Below are 17364 nucleotides of genomic sequence, written 5' to 3'. Positions count from 1 at the left end.
TATAGATGTAGTAAAGCAAAGTCATAGTGAAATGCTTATTTAACAACTCACAGACGACAAAATGACTTTTATATGATAATGACTGTGGTTTTATAGCGAAAAGTATTAGTGGTCCAAATAAAGGTATGAACCAACAAATAGTTAAAATTAACAAAAATTTTTTGTTTTCTTCCATATTTTACACCTCTTTAACAAATTATTAAAATTATAGCATAAATGTATAGTATTTTCAATTAAGGAAGCACTTTAAACTTTGCAACAAAGGTTTAGTTATGGTATAATTAGCATATAAAAAAGGAAGGTTAATATGAAAATTTTAATTGCTGGAATAGGAGCCATGGGAGGTTCATTTGCACATAAATTATCAAATAAACATGAAATTGTAGCAATTGATACTTGGCAAGAAAATGTAAAAAAAATAAATGAAAATGGGTTAACTGTTGTAGATTTAGGTAAAAAAATAATTAATAAGAATATAAAAGCATATATGCTAGAAGAGTATAAAGAAAAGGCAGATTTGATTATTATTTTTGTTAAGTCTATGTTGCTTGAAACTATGCTTGAAAAATTAAAGCCTAATATAGGGGATAATACAAAGGTTTTATGTATGTTAAATGGTTTAGGACATATACAAACATTGAAAAAGTATATAAAAGATGAAAATATCGTTATAGGAATATCTTTAATTACAGCTAGTCTTAAGAGTGCAGGTAGTATAGCATTAACAAGTTATGCCTATAATGAAATAAGCGGTTTGAATGAAAAGGGTAGAGAAAATGCAAAAATGGTTGCAAAATTAATAACAGATTGTGGTTTGCCAACAAATTTTGTTAGTGATGTAAAAGAAGCAATTTGGGAAAAAGCCTGTGTTAATGGAGTATTTAATAGTTTATCTACTATTTTAGATTTAAGATTAGGGGAATTTAGAGATTTACCTAGACTTGAACATATATTAAAAGAAATTATAGAAGAATTTCATAAAATTGCCTTATTTGAAGGAGTTGATTTTGATAAAAATAAAGCCTTTGAAAAAGTGTATAGATGCACACAAAAAGGGTATCAAGGAGAATTTCATTATCCATCTATGCATCAGGATTTAAGACAACATGGAAGAAAGACAGAAATAGATTTTTTAAATGGATATATATCTGAAAAAGGAAAAGAATATGGTGAAAAAACACCTTATTGTGATTTAATTACTTTTGAAATAAAAGCATTAGAAAGAAAGTTGATAAAATGAATATAGCAATAATTATGGCTGGAGGTTCTGGTACAAGATTTTGGCCACTATCAACAGAAAATAAACCAAAACAATTACTTAAATTATTTTCTAATAAAACTTTATTAGAAGAAACTATAGAAAGACTTAAAAGAACACAATTATATGATGATATTTATATAGTAACAGGGGAAAAATTAGCTAAAAAAATAAAGGAAGCAATAGATTTTAAAAATATTTTAATTGAACCAGTATCTAAGGATACTTCATTTTGTATATCATATGCCTGTAAAAAAGTTGTTGAAACTTATGGCGAAGATATAAGTATTTCTATATTCCCCTCAGATCATTTAATTAGAAACGAAGATTTATTTAAAAAAAGTATAGAAAAGGCTTTAGAATTTAAAGATAATATTGTAATAATGGGAATAGAACCTAACTATCCTGAAACTGCTTATGGTTATATACAATATGATGGAAATGAAGTTGTAGAGTTTAGAGAAAAACCTAATAGAGAAACAGCTGAAAAATACCTTGAAGAAGGAAATTATTTATGGAATAGTGGTATGCTTTTTGCTAGAGCAAAGGTAATATTAGGAGAAATAAAAAAATTATTACCAGAACATTATAATTTATCACTAGATGCTAAAAGAATAAGCTTTGATATAGGAGTTTTGGAAAAAACAAAGTTATGTAAGGTAGTTCCTGTAAAATTTGAATGGAATGATGTAGGAAGTTATAGTTCATTAGATAAGGTATTTAAAAAAGATGAAAATAAATCAATAATTTTGACTTCTGCAAAGTGTAGAACTTTACAAAGTGAAAATAATATAATAATTAATAAAGAAAAAAATAAAGATATTGCACTAATAGGTTTGGACAATATTATAGTTGTTAATACGGAAGATAATATTTTAATTTGTTCAAAAGATAAGGATCAGGAAATAAAGAAAATAGTGGGTATGCTTAATGAAGAGTAGTATTTTAAAAGGAACTTTAATATATACAATGGCAAATACGATAATAAAACTTGGTGGTTTGGTATTCTTGCCTATAATGACTAGAATTTTAACAACTGAAGAATTTGGTATAATAGGTATTTTATCACCTATAACAACAATTTTTACAATAGTTTTAGGTCTAGGTTTTTATAATGTAATATTAAAAAAATATGTAGATTTGAAGTCGAATAAGAAGGAATTAGAAAGATTTAAATTTACGGTAGTATTTTTTGTATTTTGTCTTAATGTAGTAGTATTTTTAATTTTATTATTGCCTATATCAAGAAGATGTATAGAAAAAATTTTGAATATAGATTATATACTTATTTTATTATCTATAGTCATAGCTATGGTAAATTCACTTAATAATATAGCCTTATCTTTGTTTAGAATAGAAAGAAAATATTACAAGGTTGCAGTGGGTTCGTTAATTTCATTTTTTACGAATTATATATTAGCAATATATTTTATTTCAAAATTAGGATTAGGAATAAGAGGTAGTCAATTTGCTAATTTATTTGCTGTTGTGACCTTATTTATTTTTCTATATGTAGAATATTTTAAAGATATAAGTCCAAATTTTTCTAATAAATATTTAGTTTATTCTATTTATAATGGAATACCTTTGATATTTATTGAATTGACAGATCAATTAGTTAATTTTAGTGATAGATATATTTTGGCAAGATATAATATAGCATTTTCATTAATAGGAGCATATACATTAGCATATACAGGATCAAGAATTTTAGCTGTAATAACAGGGTCTTTTATAAATGCATGGACAGCAGAATTATATGAAAATATTTATGATGAAAGAATAAATAGAAATTTAGAATTGTTTTTTTCAATATTAGCATTTTTCTGTATAGGGGCTAGTCTATTTTCTAAAGAAGCGATAAGTTTATTATTTCCAGCTCATTATTTGAAAGCTATACAATATATGCCTATAGTGTTAACTTCAACTATAGTTCAATCACTATATTCACTAGATTATTATTTTCATTATTTTGAAAAAAGTAAATATATTGTTTTATTTACCTTTATGGCGTTAGTTATTAATGTGGGTTTAAATATTATTTTTATTCCTTTGTTTATTGATAATGCTGTATTAATAGCAGGTTTAACTACCTTAATAGCCCTTAGTGTTAGAGCAATTATAGAATTTTATATTATAAAAAAGTATTTCAAAATAAGTTTTAGATATAAAAAATTTATATTATATTTTTTACTAGCATTTAATCCACTTATATTTTATATATCAAGAATGGATCTTTCTATATTAGCTATAAGTATTAAAATATTATATATTTTAATTTGTATTATTATTTTAATAAAGGATGATAAAAATTGGAAACAACATTTACAATATTTACGCCAACGTATAATAGGGCGGAAAAGTTAAAAAGAGTTTATAATTCACTTTTAAAGCAAACATTTAAAGATTTTTGCTGGCTTATAATAGATGATGGCTCAAGTGATAACACAGAAGAAGTCGTAAAAAACTTTAAAAATTTAAATATACGATATGTATATGTAAAAAATGGTGGGAAGCAAAGAGCATATAATAAGGCAATTGAATTAGCCAATTCTAAGTATTTTATTTGTTTGGATTCAGATGACTATTTTTTAGAGTATTCTTTAGAAAAAATTGCTGAATATATGAAAAAAACAAGTTCAAAGCAAATAGGAGTAGGATATTTGTCAGGATATGATGACAAGAAATATATAGGTACAAAATTAATAGAAAAAGATATATCTATGTTTGATCAATATAACAAATATAAAGTAAAAGGTGATAAGGGGCTTTGTTTTAAATTAGATTTATTGAAAAAATACAGATTTAAGGTTTTTGAAGGAGAGAAATTTACTACTGAAGCCTATTTATATAATCAAATTTCAAGGACTTATACTTTTCTTTGGGTTAATGAAATATATGAAATAAAAGAATATTTAGAAAATGGACTTACAGCAAAATATGATAAATTATTATGTACTAATCCAAAAGGACAAGCCTTGTATTATAATCAAATGTTTTTACTTAAAAAAGATATTATTATTGCAAGTAGATATATTAAATTCTGTCTAATTGCTAAAAAGAAAATAAAAGATATAATAAAAGAGTCAAATTCTAAAGTATTTACAATACTTGCTTTACCTTTGGCTATGTATATGTATTTAAAATGGAGAATAAAAAATGAAAAAAAGTGATGCACTAATATTGCATATATTTGTGCTTTTAATATCTATTTTAATTTATAGCATTAATTTTGATATAAAATTCAGAGAAATTTACTTATTATTAATATATATATACACTATTTTTACAGCACATTTATTTCTAGATGTTATGAATGCATATTTAGTATTTTTATATACCCTGGGCTTATTCAATTTTAGTAGAATAATATTGGATTTATTAAATTATGAAAGAATAGGTTGGGCAACAAAATTTGCTAATTATTATTTCAGCATTGGGGTTATAAATGAGCTTTTATATGTGTTTTTGCTTACATTACTCTTTATACATTTAGGATTTTATATAGCAATTAATACAAATAAATTAGACTTTAATATTGAATTAAAAAGGAATGAATTATACCTTGCATTTGCTAAGGGAATATTTATAATATTTTCATTTATTTTAGCAATTAAGCTTTTTATACAATTCAAAGCTATTTTAAGTTATGGTTATACGGCATATTATACAGGTGTTTTAAGTAATATTGAATATCCGTCATATACTTATGGAAGTGGAACTATAATGACTATAGCCTTTGTTATATTTTTAGTATCAGCACCTAATAAAAAAGAGTTTATAATATATTCAACCTTATTCTTATTAGTAAAATTATTAGATTCTTTAAAAGGAGCAAGAGCTATATTCTTGACTCAATTTTTATTTATATTGTGGTATTATACTAAAGCGTATAAGGTGAAAATAAAATATATGGATATGTTTAAAATATTTGGCTTTATAATGGTATTTTCACAAATATTAGTTAGTTTTAGAGAAAAGAAACTTTTTTCATTGAAATTAATATCATCACTTGAAAATTTTTTCTTTTCACAAGGAGTTAGCTACTTAGTATTAGGCTATACAATAGACTTGAAAGAAAAAATAGAAAATAAACTCTACATTATTCAAGGAATATTTGGATTCAAAGCACAAGGACAAGAAGCTCTTAATACAACGAATTCATTAGCTGATGTATTAACAAATATATTAGATCCAATAGCCTATAAAAAAGGTGAAGGTATAGGATCTAATTTTATAGCAGAGTCATATTTGTTAGGTTATTTAGTAATGATAATAGTCTTTATTTTACTAGGCTATTTCATAATCTATTATGAAATTAAAGTTGGTAAGAATAAGATTTTACTATTATTAGCCTCATATATTGTGCCTAATTTATTTTATATACCAAGAGGTTCACTATTTGGAGGAGGTTTGCTTAAATATATAGCCTTTTATGTAATAGTACCTTTAGTAATTATGAAAGGATTGGATTTATGGAAAAAATACCTAAATTAGCTTATTATATTTGGATAGGTGGAAAAGAAAAACCAAAAATTTTTACTCAGTGTTACGAATCTTGGGAAAAATATTTAAAAGGCTTTGAAATTATTGAAATAAATGAAAAAAATATAGATATGTCAAAATATATGAAAAATAAATTTTTTAAAGATTGTTATGAAAGAGGACTTTATGCTTACTGTAGTGACTATATTAGAACAGATATACTATATTCTACAGGTGGAATTTATTTGGATATAGATATGCAACTTTTGAAGCCTTTGGATGATTTGCTACAATATGACTTTTTTATTGGTTTTGAGAGTGAAAAATATTTAGGTGTAGGACTATATGGAACCAAAAAAAATAATATTATTTTAAAAAAATTATTAGCTTTTTATGATACACAAATATATGAAAAATCATTATGGACCATACCTAAAATATTGACTAATATAATAGAAGAGAATGATTATTTCAATTTGAAAAATACAAAGTATTTGGAAAGTAGGTATTTTTATCCCTTTGCTTTAAATGAAAAATTTGATAAAACTTGTATAAAAAAAGACACATATGCTATACATTGGTGGAATGCAAGTTGGTCAAATTTAAAATCAAAGTTATTTCTTGAAACAAAGCATATGAAAGGTATAAAAAAAATATTAAAAAAGATAAAAATAATATTAAGAGTATATTTGAAAGGATATTAATATGATAGTTTCATTAATTTTAGCTACAGTTGGAAGAAAAGAAGAAGTGAAAATATTTTTTGATAGTTTAGTAGAACAAACATATAGAGCTTTTGAAGTAATTGTGGTGGATCAAAATGAAGATAATTGCTTAGATGAATTAATAGAAGAATATAAGAATAAATTTGATATAGTTCATATAAAAAGTAAAATAAAAGGTATTAGCCTTAATAGAAATAAGGGCTTATTTCATGCAAAAGGTAAAATAATCGCTTTTCCGGATGATGACTGTGAATATAGTAAAAATACAATAGAATTAGCAGTTAAATATTTATATGATAAACCTAAATGTATTTATTCATGTAGAACTTTGGAAAAAGGTAAAAATTATGGTACAGGTGTAATGTATGAAAATGATAGCGAAATAAATATAGATAATGTAGACAAAACAATAAAATCTATTACTTTTTTTGTGAATATAGCAAATGATGATATTCTTTTATTTGATACAAAATTAGGTGTAGGTGCTGAATTTGGTAGTGGAGAAGAAACAGATTATGTATTAGAATTGTTGCATAGAGGTTATAGTGGTTATTATTTTTCAAAACATATAGTTTATCATCCTGCAAAAAAAGGAAATTATGAAGATCTAGATAGGGCCTATAAATATGCAATGGGATATGGAGCTTTATGTAAAAAAGAAATATTTCAAAGAAAAGAATTAGGATATTTGGTAAAATTTTTATACAAAGTATTACGAAGTATTATGGGAATAATAGTTACAAAGAATAGAGAATATCATTTTACAGTATTAAAAGGAAGGTTAAAAGGGTTTATCAAGTATGATTAGTTGTCTTATAAATATGCTTATAGCATTTTTAATTGCTCCATTTTTTAAACAAAAAAAATATTGGTTAGTTGGAGGTAATGCAGGTGCTTTGTTTGTTGATAATGGAAGAGCAATGTATGAATATTTACAAAATAAAGAAGATGTTTATTGGGTTTTAAATAAAGATTCTGAATGTAGAAAATACTTTGATGAAAATAAGCTTAAATATTTAATAAAAGGTAGTGTAAAATGCTATTTATATTTTATGAAAGGTGAAGTATGCCTATTTTCACATTCTATTTCAGCGGATATAGTTCCATATTTGTGTGCTGTTCCTTTTATATCATATTATCATAGAAAAAGTTACAAGGTATTTTTAAATCATGGAACAGTAGGCTTAAAGAAAAGAAGTCCTATGCATAAAAGATTGGAAAAACAAATAAATAAATTACTAAAATCATATAATCTTAATCCTTGCGATAGCGAATTTGAAAAAAATATAAAGGTTAATGATTGGAAAATGCCAGAAGAAAGTATGTATGTCTGTGGTTATCCAAGATATGATAAATTATATAATAATAAGGATAGACAAACAAAAGATATTTTATATATGCCTACATGGAGAAAGTATGACGAAGATGGGATTAATCAATTTTTAAATTCTAATAAGTTACAAGAATATTTGAAAAAAAATAAGTTGAAACTTAGGGTGTATTTACATCAATTAGCAAGAGATAGGGTTAAAATAGATAATAAGTCAGAAGACATATTAATTTTAGATAAAAATACAAATATAACAGAAGAATTACTTAATGCTAAGATTTTGATTACGGATTATTCAAGTGTTTGTTATGATTTTTTCTATCTTGGTAAAAAGGTTTGTTTTTATCAATATGATAAGGAAAGATATTTAAAAGAAGTTGGAAGCTATGTAGATTTAGATAATTTTTTTGCAAGATCTAATACAGATGTAGATATGCTATTAGATGATTTAGAAAATTCTAATATTAAGGATGCAAAAGAGTATTTTAAATATGTGGATAATAATAATTGCTATAGACTATATAAAAGGATAAAACAATGGAAAAAGTAAGTATAATAACGCCAATATATAATAGTGAAAAATATTTGAAAGAAACTATAGAGAGTGTTTTAAATCAAAGTTATACTAATTTTGAGTTAATTTTAATAAATGATAAATCAACAGATTCTAGTTTGAAAATATGTGAAAGTTATAAGGACGAAAGAATTAAAATAATAGATTTAAAAGAAAATGGTGGAGTTTGCAAGGCAAGAAATATAGGAATTAAAGAGGCGAGTGGAAGATATATAGCTTTTTTAGATTCAGATGATATTTGGACAGAAACGAAATTAGAAGAACAGCTAAATTTTATGAAAGAAAATAAGGCTAAAATTTCTTGTACAGCGTATTATAGAATTAATACTAAAGGAGAATTAATAGGTAAAGTTCAGGTAGATGAAAAAATTACCTATGAGGCTATGCTAAAAAATAATCAGGTTGGTTGTTTAACTCTTATATATGACAGTAAGTATTTTGATAAAAGATATTTTAAAGAAATTTCTAAAAATGAAGATTATTTATTGTGGCTAGAATTGATAAAAGATGCAAAATATATTTATGGATTAAATAAATATTTAGGTAAATATAGGGTAGTTCCAAGTTCAAGATCAAGTAATAAGTTTAAAACATTATACAATAGATGGCTTATATATAGAAAGTATGAAAATATAAATATTTTTTCAGCACTATATTATATATTATTTTATGCTATTACAGCAGTATTAAAAAATAGGAGACAATAATGAAAAAGATTATTAATAGAAATAGTTATAGATTACTATTTATTACACTAAATATTTTGGTGATAATTTTGGCACAATTTCTTATAAATAAACCGATAAATTTAGATATTTTATTATACATAGTTATTTGTTTTCCGTTTTACTATATTTTAAATATTTTTAATTTTGAATATAGAATATATGACCTTAAGCAAATTGTTATTTGTATGTTAGCAAATTTTTTCTTAATGCTTTTATTTGATTTAACAGTATTTTATCAAGTAATGGAAGGGATAATTTTCTTTTTTGTGATAATGTTTTATCAAATAGTAGTTAAATTTTTAATGATAGTTAATCTTAATAGAAAAGATAGAGTTATTCTTATTGGTACTAATGAATACAAAGATGAAATTATAAATGAAATGAAAAATACTAAGTTATATAAAATAATATTAGATACTAATGATAAGGATAAATTGATAGAAGCTATAAATCAAAATCAAGAAACAATGATAATAGATTTTGACTCAGGGTTTTTAGATGACCCTGTTATGTCAGATATGTTTTTGAAATGTAAAATAAGTGGGGTTAAAATTTATACAGATATTACATTTTATGAAATAGTTTTAAAAAAGCTTGCAATAAAAAGATTGCATAAAAAATATTTTGTTGTTGAAAGTGGTTTTAGTTCTTATCAAGATACAATAAAGAAAAATATAAAAAGAATATTTGATATTTGTTTTGCAATAATAATTTTGATACCAGCTATACCTTTGATGCTTATATCGGCTATAATAATAAAATTGGAATCAAGAGGGCCTATTATTTATGCACAAGAAAGAATAGGAGAAAATAATAAGGCTTTTAAAATATATAAATTTAGATCTATGAGAACAGATTCTGAAAAAGATGGACCTAAATGGGCAAAGGAAAATGATAATAGGGTTACAAAATTTGGTAAAATTATGAGAAAGACGAGAATAGATGAATTACCACAATTGTATAATGTTATAAGAGGTCAAATGAGCTTTGTTGGACCAAGACCAGAAAGACAATTTTTTATAAATACACTTGAAAAAGAAATTCCTTATTATAATTTAAGACATATAGTAAAACCAGGTTTAACAGGTTGGGCACAGGTTAAATATCCATATGGAGCAAGTGTTGAAGATGCATATAGAAAATTACAATATGATTTATACTATATTAAAAATTATTCTTTGACTTTAGATATATTAATAATATTAGATACTGTTAAAATAGTAATATTTGGAAAAGGTAGATAAAGCTATTGCTAAAAGCAATGGCTTTTTTTGTTTCAATTAGACTTATTACAATTAGACATTTATTTGTAAATAGAGTTGAAAAATGAGTATCTTAGTGTTAAAATTAGGCTAATCAAGATAATTGGAGGAAGTATGGAAAATAATAAATTAACAGTGCGTGATTTAACAAATATAGGTTTATTTAGTGTACTAATATTTGTACTAACATTTTTATCTAGCATAATAATGTTAATACCTTTTGCTATGCCAATTTTACCTTTTGTAATTGGTATTTTAACAGGACCTGTATATATGATTTATTCAACTAAAATAAAAAAAGTTGGTATGATTTTTATACAACAAATTATTTTAGCTCTAATTTTTGTTTCAACTGGACATGGGCCTTTTATACTTTTAACAATAGGAATATGTTCTATTATTGCTGAATTAATAATAAGAAAAGGTGGATATAAGAGTTTAAAATATTCAAGATTAGCTTTTACGATTACACCTATAGGTTATATTGGTAATTTTATTCCATTATTAATTTCAAGAGATAAAATTTATGCTAAATTAGTAGCAAGTGAGGGAGTTGAATTTGCTAATCAATTTATGAGTTCTGTTCCAAATTGGATGGTTATACCTTGTATATTGCTTGCAATGTTAGGTGGCTTTTTAGGCTGTACAATAGGAATAGTTATATTAAAAAAACATTTTGAAAAAGCGGGAATGTTAAAGTAAAATGTTAAAATTAGATTTTAGAACAAAATTAATAATGACAATAGTTTTGTCTGTAGTGTTATTGCTTGGAAATTTTGAGGAAAAACTTTTTTATATGCCAATAATACTTTCTATGATACCCTGTGTTTTACTTATGACATCAGGGTATTATAGCCAAGCTATAAGAGGAATTTTATTTATTTTTATAATAGCTTTGATTCAAAAATATATGTTTTTAAATGCAAAGGGGCTTATATTAAATTTTTATATAGTTTTAAGCTCTTTTGCATTAAAATTAATACCTAGTGCAATGATGGGCTCTTATACACTTTTAACAAGTACTATGGGAGAAATACTATACAGCATGAAAAAAATGAAAATTCCTGAGCAAATAATTGTACCAGTATCAGTTATGGCACGATTTTTCTATACAATTAAGGTAGATTATGAACAAATTAAAATAGCAATGGAATTACAAGGTTTAACTACTTTTAATTTATTATTTAAACCATATAAGTTATTTGAATATCGTTTGGTACCATTACTTATGTGTTTAACAAAAACTGCTGATGAAGTTGCAATTTCAGCTATTACTAGAGGACTTGAAATTGGAGCTGAAAGAACAAGTATACATGAAAGAAAATTACATTTTATTGATTATATTTTCCTAATATTTACGGGAATAATTATTGTAATTTACATAATGGGAGGAGCAAAATGCTAGAATTTATAAATATTAGTCTTACATATCAGGAAGAAATAATTTTAGAAGATATAAATTTTAGTGTAGATAAAGGAAAAATTGTAGTTTTGACAGGTAATTCAGGCTCTGGTAAATCGAGTATTTTAAAGCTGATAAATGGAATAATTCCTGAATTTTATGAAGCTAAAATTGAGGGAGAAATAAAATTTGATGGTAAAAATATTAGAGAAGAAAGTATGGCTAAAAGATCAAAATATATATCTACCATTTTTCAAAATCCTAAAACTCAATTTTATTGCATAAATACAAGAGATGAATTGGCGTTTGGATTAGAAAATAGAGCTGTTTCTCCAAATATGATTAATGAAATAATAGAAAAATATTCAAAAGATTATCAAATAAAAGATTTAATGGATAGAAATATCTTTCATCTATCAGGTGGAGAAAAGCAAAAAATTGCAATAACAGCTTGTAGTTGCCTTGATAATGATATTTATTTATTTGATGAACCTAGTTCGTCACTAGATGAAGAAGGACTGGAATGGTTAAAAGGAATATTGCTTGAATTAAAGAGTAAAAATAAGTTAGTTATAATAGCAGAACATAGATTACATTATTTAAAAAATATTATTGATAAATTATATATAATAAAAAATAATAAAGTTGAAGAAATTAATTTGAATGAAAATTTAAATTCAATAGAAGAAAGATATCAATTAAGAAAATTTAATATAAAAAAAGATTTGAAAAATAAGAAAAAAATATATTTAAAAAAAGCAATAAATTATATAGAAGATGAAGATCAACTTATTTGTAAAGATTATAAATTATCATATAGTCATAAGGATGTAATAAATACCAATCTTAGTTTTAAAGAAGGTTTGACCTATATTATTGGTAAAAATGGAATAGGAAAGACAAGTTTTATCAAAAAAATGTTGGATGTTATTAAAGCTAAAGGAATAACATGTTATAAATCAGAAAAAATTAAAAAAAACTATGAGTACTTTAGCTTGGTAATGCAAGATGTTAATTATCAAATATTTACAGATTCATTATGGAAAGAAATTTCAATGTCTAGTTCTAATGTAAATGATAAGATAAGAGTTCTTAAAGAATTAGATTTGTATGAAAAAAAAGCTTTGCATCCTCAAATATTATCAGGTGGAGAAAAACAAAGATTGATGTTGGGGCTTGCAATACTGAGTTCAAAGCCAATAGTTATTTTGGATGAACCTACAAGTGGATTAGATAAAAAACAACTCTTAAATACTGCGAAATATCTAAAGCTTATGATAAAACAAGGGAAGTATGTAATAGTTATTACGCATGATTATGAATTAATAAATAGTTGTGAAGGGAATGTATTAGAATTTGTATAAATTTCATAATGTGAAACAAATTAAAAAGTTCCTAGTTTTTTTGAATATATAAATTAGGCTAAGCTTGAAATTAGTGCCTTTATATAAGGGCTTAAAAAGTAAAATAGTAAAATAATATTGATAAAAAAATAAAAGAGTGTACAATATAAGTATAAAGAATAAATAAATGAAAGGAAGGCTGACTATGGACGCTTGGAGAGGATTTAAGTCAGGAAAATGGAACCATGAAATAAATGTTCCAGAATTTATCGAATTAAATTACACTGAATATACAGGAGATGGAAGCTTTTTAGCAGGACCAACTGAAGCTACTAAAAAATTATGGGAAAAATTAATGCCTATGATTAAAGAAGAAAGAGAAAAAGGTATTTATGATGCAGAAACAAAGATACCTTCTCAAATAGATGCTTATGGACCTGGATACATTGACAAAGATTTGGAACAAATTGTAGGTTTACAAACTGATAAACCATTAAAGAGAGCAATATTCCCTAATGGTGGATTAAGAATGGTTAAGAACAGTTTGGAAGCATTTGGTTACAAATTGGATCCTGAAACAAATGAAATATTTACTAAATATAGAAGAACTCATAATGATGGAGTTTTCACAGCTTATACTAAAGATATAAGAAATGCAAGACACGCAGGTGTTATAACTGGTTTACCAGATGCATATGGAAGAGGAAGAATCATAGGGGACTACAGAAGAGTAGTTTTATATGGTGTTGACTACTTAATTGAACAAAAACAAAAAGATCATGAAGCAATTGATGGAAATGATTTCACTGCAGATATGGTTAGAGATAAAGAAGAATTATTTGACCAAATACAAGCATTGAAAGCATTGAAGAGAATGGCAGCAGGATATGGATATGATATTTCTAAACCAGCTACAACTGCTAAAGAAGCAATACAATGGTTATACTTTGCATACTTAGGTGCCGCAAAAGACCAAAATGGTGCTGCAATGAGTATGGGAAGAACTTCAACTTTCTTAGACATCTACATTCAAAGAGACTTGGATGAAGGAAGAATTACTGAAGAACAAGCACAAGAATATATTGACCACTTCATTATGAAATTAAGAATTATAAGATTCTTAAGAACACCTGAATATGATGAATTATTTAGTGGAGACCCAGTATGGGTTACTGAATCAATTGGTGGTATAGGAAAAGATGGAAGATCAATGGTTACTAAGAACTCATTCAGAACATTACATACATTATATAACTTAGGACCAGCTCCAGAACCAAACTTAACAATATTATGGTCTGAAAAATTACCTAAGGCTTGGAAGAAATTCTGTGCTCAAGTATCAATTGATACTTCATCATTACAATATGAAAATGATGATTTGATGAGACCAGAATTTGGTACTGACTATGGTATCGCTTGTTGTGTTTCACCTATGACTATAGGTAAACAAATGCAATTCTTCGGAGCAAGAGTAAACTTACCTAAGGCTTTATTATATGCTATTAATGGTGGTAAAGATGAAGTTAAAGGAACACAAGTTACTCCAGAAGGAATGTTTGAACCTATTAAAGGTGACTACTTGAACTTTGATGAAGTTTGGGAAAAATATGATAAGATACTTGATTGGTTAGCAACTACTTATGTTAAAGCATTGAATATTATTCACTATATGCATGATAAATATTCATATGAAGCATTTGAAATGTCATTACATGATACTAAGATTAAGAGAACTGAAGCATTTGGTATTGCAGGACTTTCAATTGTTGCTGACTCATTAGCAGCTATTAAACATGGTAAAGTTAGAATTATAAGAGATGAAAATGGTGTAGCAGTAGATTATAAGAACGAAGGAGAACCATATGTTCCATTCGGTAACAATAATGATGAAACAGATGACTTCGCTGTTAAGATGGTACATATCTTCATGAATAAAATTAGAACTCATAAGATGTACAGAAATGCAATACCTACTCAATCAGTATTAACAATTACTTCAAATGTTGTTTATGGTAAGAAGACTGGTAATACACCAGATGGTAGATTAGCAGGTAAACCATTCGGACCAGGTGCAAACCCAATGCACGGAAGAGATACAAGTGGAGCAGTTGCTTCATTAGCATCAGTAGCTAAGATACCGTTTGAAGATGCAAATGATGGTATTTCATACACATTCGCTATTACACCTAATACATTAGGTAAAGATAGAGAAGAAAAACAAGAAAATCTAGTAGGATTGTTAGATGGTTATATGCATCAAACAGGACACCACTTAAATGTTAACGTATTTGGTAGGGAATTACTAGAAGATGCTATGGAACATCCAGAAAAATATCCACAATTAACTATAAGAGTTTCAGGATATGCAGTTAACTTTGTAAGATTGACAAGAGAACAACAATTAGATGTTATAAATAGAACAATATCTGATAAGATGTAGTTAATTATTATAGATTTAGGTGCAAGAGAATATCTTGCACCTTTATTTAATATAATAAGAAAGGGTGAAAATTAAATGAAAGGCTTTATACATTCATTTGAAAGTTTTGGTACAAAAGATGGACCAGGTATAAGATTTGTCTTATTTATGCAAGGCTGCCCATTAAGATGTCTATATTGTCATAATGTTGATACTTGGAATATAAAAGATAATAAAAAATTATTAGAACCTGAAGAAGTTTTTCATGAAATAGAAAAAGTTAAAGGATTTATTCGTACTGGAGGTGTAACAATATCAGGTGGTGAACCATTAGTTCAACCAGATTTCATAAAAGAAGTTTTTAAACTTTGTAAAGAACATGGAATACATACAGCTCTTGATACTTCAGGGTATATATTTACTAATAGAGCAAAAGAAGTATTAGAGTATGTAGATTTGGTATTGTTAGATATAAAGCATATAGATCCAGATAAATATAAAGTTTTAACTTCTGTTAATTTAGCACCTACTTTAAAATTTGCACAATATTTAAAAGAAATTAATAAACCAGTATGGTTAAGATATGTTTTGGTACCAGGTTATACAGATGCTGAAGAAGATTTGCATAAATGGGGAAAATATTGTTCACAATTAACAAATGTTGAAAGAGTGGATGTACTGCCCTTCCACCAAATGGGAGCACCCAAATGGGAAATGATGAAAAGGGTTTATGTACTGAAAAATAATCCAACTCCTACACCAGAACAGGTTAGAAAAGCAGAAGACATATTTAAATCATATGGTTTACCAGTTAGATTAACAAATAGATAAAAGGAGCATACATATAGCTCCTTTTTCTTTTAAATAAAGGGTTTGAGAAGAGTTTGAATATTTTATATAAGAAAAAAGTTCTAAAAAAGTTCTATTTTAAATTATTCAATAAATCTATTATTTTATCTTTTTTGTCATTATAAAAATGTGCGTAGGTACTTAAAGTTATTTGTGAATTCTTATGCCCTAACCTTTTGCTTATAGCAGTTAAGTGAAATAATAGATAATCCAGATTATATTTTAAAAGATAACAAACACACAAATACGATATGGTTAATATACAAAGATAAAAAGCAATTTTTTGTAGTTATAAAACTAAGTGTAGAAAAAAATAAAAAGAATTCAATAATTACAAGTGTACCAATACAAGAAAAAAGACTACAAAAATATTTGATTAAAATGAACATCCTTGACAGAAAATAATATAAATGCTAGAATTTAATTGAGCTAAAGGATAGGAATTGCATGCTCTATCGCCCATAGTAGGAGACGCAAGGTAGCTGCACTTGCTTAGCTCAAAAGGTTCTATTTATATAGAACTTTTTTATTTATAAAAATTTAACAATAACAAATGTGTTCATACAATTACAGAACAACCAAAGCCCTTGGTTAGATACAAAAAGAAATAAAGTTATAAAAGTTGATAAAATAAAAAAATATTTTAAGGAAAATTATGTTGAATGAATAGATACAAGCACCCTTAGGGGTGTTTTTTTTATATAAAATTGTCTTTGCAGGCTAGACACTAAAGAAGCCTTTTTTTAGTACATACAAAAATCATAAATAATACTAGAACTCACTAGAATAAAAAATAATAAAAGAAAGGAATGATAACAGTATGAAAGAAGAAATATTGAAGTTAGGAATTGAAGAAAAGGTAGTAGATGAATTACTAAAAATAATAGGTAAAAACATAGTTCCTAAAAATCAATTCAATGAAGTGAATGAGGTTAAAAAGCAACTGGCTATCAGATGGTTCAAACTTTAGTAGTATAATATGGAAAAAC

At 25.6% G+C, this 17364-nt stretch carries 16 protein-coding genes; all 16 read left to right on the top strand.

The window, feature by feature from the left end; genetic code table 11:
- The first annotated feature begins 307 nt into the window (after positions 1-307).
- The 16 genes from AWT65_RS05655 to AWT65_RS06530 all read left to right on the top strand — a co-directional run bounded on the left by AWT65_RS05655 (position 308) and on the right by AWT65_RS06530 (position 17345).
- Positions 308-1240, top strand: a complete 933-nt coding sequence (locus tag AWT65_RS05655; RefSeq protein WP_066730066.1) for a ketopantoate reductase family protein — start codon at positions 308-310, stop codon at positions 1238-1240.
- The gene (locus tag AWT65_RS05650; protein WP_066730065.1) at positions 1237-2199 is read left to right on the top strand and encodes a mannose-1-phosphate guanylyltransferase; all 963 of its coding nucleotides are present in this window, start codon (positions 1237-1239) and stop codon (positions 2197-2199) included. Before AWT65_RS05655 ends, AWT65_RS05650 begins: the two co-directional genes overlap by 4 nt.
- Positions 2189-3625: a lipopolysaccharide biosynthesis protein gene (locus AWT65_RS05645; RefSeq protein ID WP_066730064.1), complete on the top strand. Its 1437-nt coding sequence runs from the start codon at positions 2189-2191 to the stop codon at positions 3623-3625. The genes AWT65_RS05650 and AWT65_RS05645 overlap by 11 nt, the downstream gene beginning before the upstream one ends.
- Positions 3571-4431, top strand: a complete 861-nt coding sequence (locus AWT65_RS05640) for a glycosyltransferase family 2 protein (protein WP_066730063.1) — start codon at positions 3571-3573, stop codon at positions 4429-4431. The genes AWT65_RS05645 and AWT65_RS05640 overlap by 55 nt, the downstream gene beginning before the upstream one ends.
- The gene (gene wzy / locus AWT65_RS05635; RefSeq protein ID WP_066730062.1) at positions 4418-5755 is read left to right on the top strand and encodes an O-antigen polysaccharide polymerase Wzy; all 1338 of its coding nucleotides are present in this window, start codon (positions 4418-4420) and stop codon (positions 5753-5755) included. The genes AWT65_RS05640 and wzy overlap by 14 nt, the downstream gene beginning before the upstream one ends.
- Positions 5734-6447: a glycosyltransferase family 32 protein gene (locus tag AWT65_RS05630; RefSeq protein WP_066730061.1), complete on the top strand. Its 714-nt coding sequence runs from the start codon at positions 5734-5736 to the stop codon at positions 6445-6447. Before wzy ends, AWT65_RS05630 begins: the two co-directional genes overlap by 22 nt.
- A gap of 1 nt (position 6448) precedes the next feature.
- On the top strand, positions 6449-7276 hold the full coding sequence (locus AWT65_RS05625; protein WP_066730060.1) for a glycosyltransferase family A protein: 828 nt from the start codon (positions 6449-6451) through the stop codon (positions 7274-7276).
- Positions 7269-8348: a CDP-glycerol glycerophosphotransferase family protein gene (locus AWT65_RS05620; protein WP_066730059.1), complete on the top strand. Its 1080-nt coding sequence runs from the start codon at positions 7269-7271 to the stop codon at positions 8346-8348. Before AWT65_RS05625 ends, AWT65_RS05620 begins: the two co-directional genes overlap by 8 nt.
- On the top strand, positions 8336-9079 hold the full coding sequence (locus tag AWT65_RS05615) for a glycosyltransferase family 2 protein (RefSeq protein ID WP_066730058.1): 744 nt from the start codon (positions 8336-8338) through the stop codon (positions 9077-9079). Before AWT65_RS05620 ends, AWT65_RS05615 begins: the two co-directional genes overlap by 13 nt.
- Entirely contained in the window at positions 9079-10344 is a 1266-nt protein-coding gene (locus tag AWT65_RS05610; RefSeq protein WP_066730057.1) for an exopolysaccharide biosynthesis polyprenyl glycosylphosphotransferase, read from the top strand. Before AWT65_RS05615 ends, AWT65_RS05610 begins: the two co-directional genes overlap by 1 nt.
- A 132-nt stretch (positions 10345-10476) precedes the next feature.
- The gene (locus AWT65_RS05605; protein ID WP_066730056.1) at positions 10477-11064 is read left to right on the top strand and encodes an MptD family putative ECF transporter S component; all 588 of its coding nucleotides are present in this window, start codon (positions 10477-10479) and stop codon (positions 11062-11064) included.
- Position 11065: 1 nt separating this feature from the next.
- Complete coding sequence (locus AWT65_RS05600) at positions 11066-11767, top strand: energy-coupling factor transporter transmembrane component T (protein ID WP_066730055.1); 702 nt, start codon at positions 11066-11068, stop codon at positions 11765-11767.
- Positions 11761-13128 (top strand): ABC transporter ATP-binding protein, encoded by a 1368-nt coding sequence (locus AWT65_RS05595; RefSeq protein WP_066730054.1) that lies wholly within the window; start codon positions 11761-11763, stop codon positions 13126-13128. Before AWT65_RS05600 ends, AWT65_RS05595 begins: the two co-directional genes overlap by 7 nt.
- A 184-nt stretch (positions 13129-13312) precedes the next feature.
- Positions 13313-15547 (top strand): formate C-acetyltransferase, encoded by a 2235-nt coding sequence (pflB, locus tag AWT65_RS05590; protein ID WP_066730053.1) that lies wholly within the window; start codon positions 13313-13315, stop codon positions 15545-15547.
- 75 nt (positions 15548-15622) lie between these two features.
- Positions 15623-16357 carry a pyruvate formate-lyase-activating protein gene (gene pflA, locus AWT65_RS05585; RefSeq protein WP_066730052.1) on the top strand — a complete coding sequence of 245 codons (735 nt, stop codon included), beginning with the start codon at positions 15623-15625 and terminating at the stop codon, positions 16355-16357.
- A gap of 838 nt (positions 16358-17195) precedes the next feature.
- The gene (locus AWT65_RS06530; RefSeq protein WP_157055070.1) at positions 17196-17345 is read left to right on the top strand and encodes a hypothetical protein; all 150 of its coding nucleotides are present in this window, start codon (positions 17196-17198) and stop codon (positions 17343-17345) included.
- Positions 17346-17364: the final 19 nt, after the last annotated feature.

Source organism: Sneathia sanguinegens, assembly GCF_001517935.1.
GTDB classification, from domain to species: Bacteria; Fusobacteriota; Fusobacteriia; order Fusobacteriales; family Leptotrichiaceae; genus Sneathia; species Sneathia sanguinegens.
Note: the sequence above shows the minus strand (reverse complement) of the source record. Positions and strands in the feature narration are given on the sequence as shown.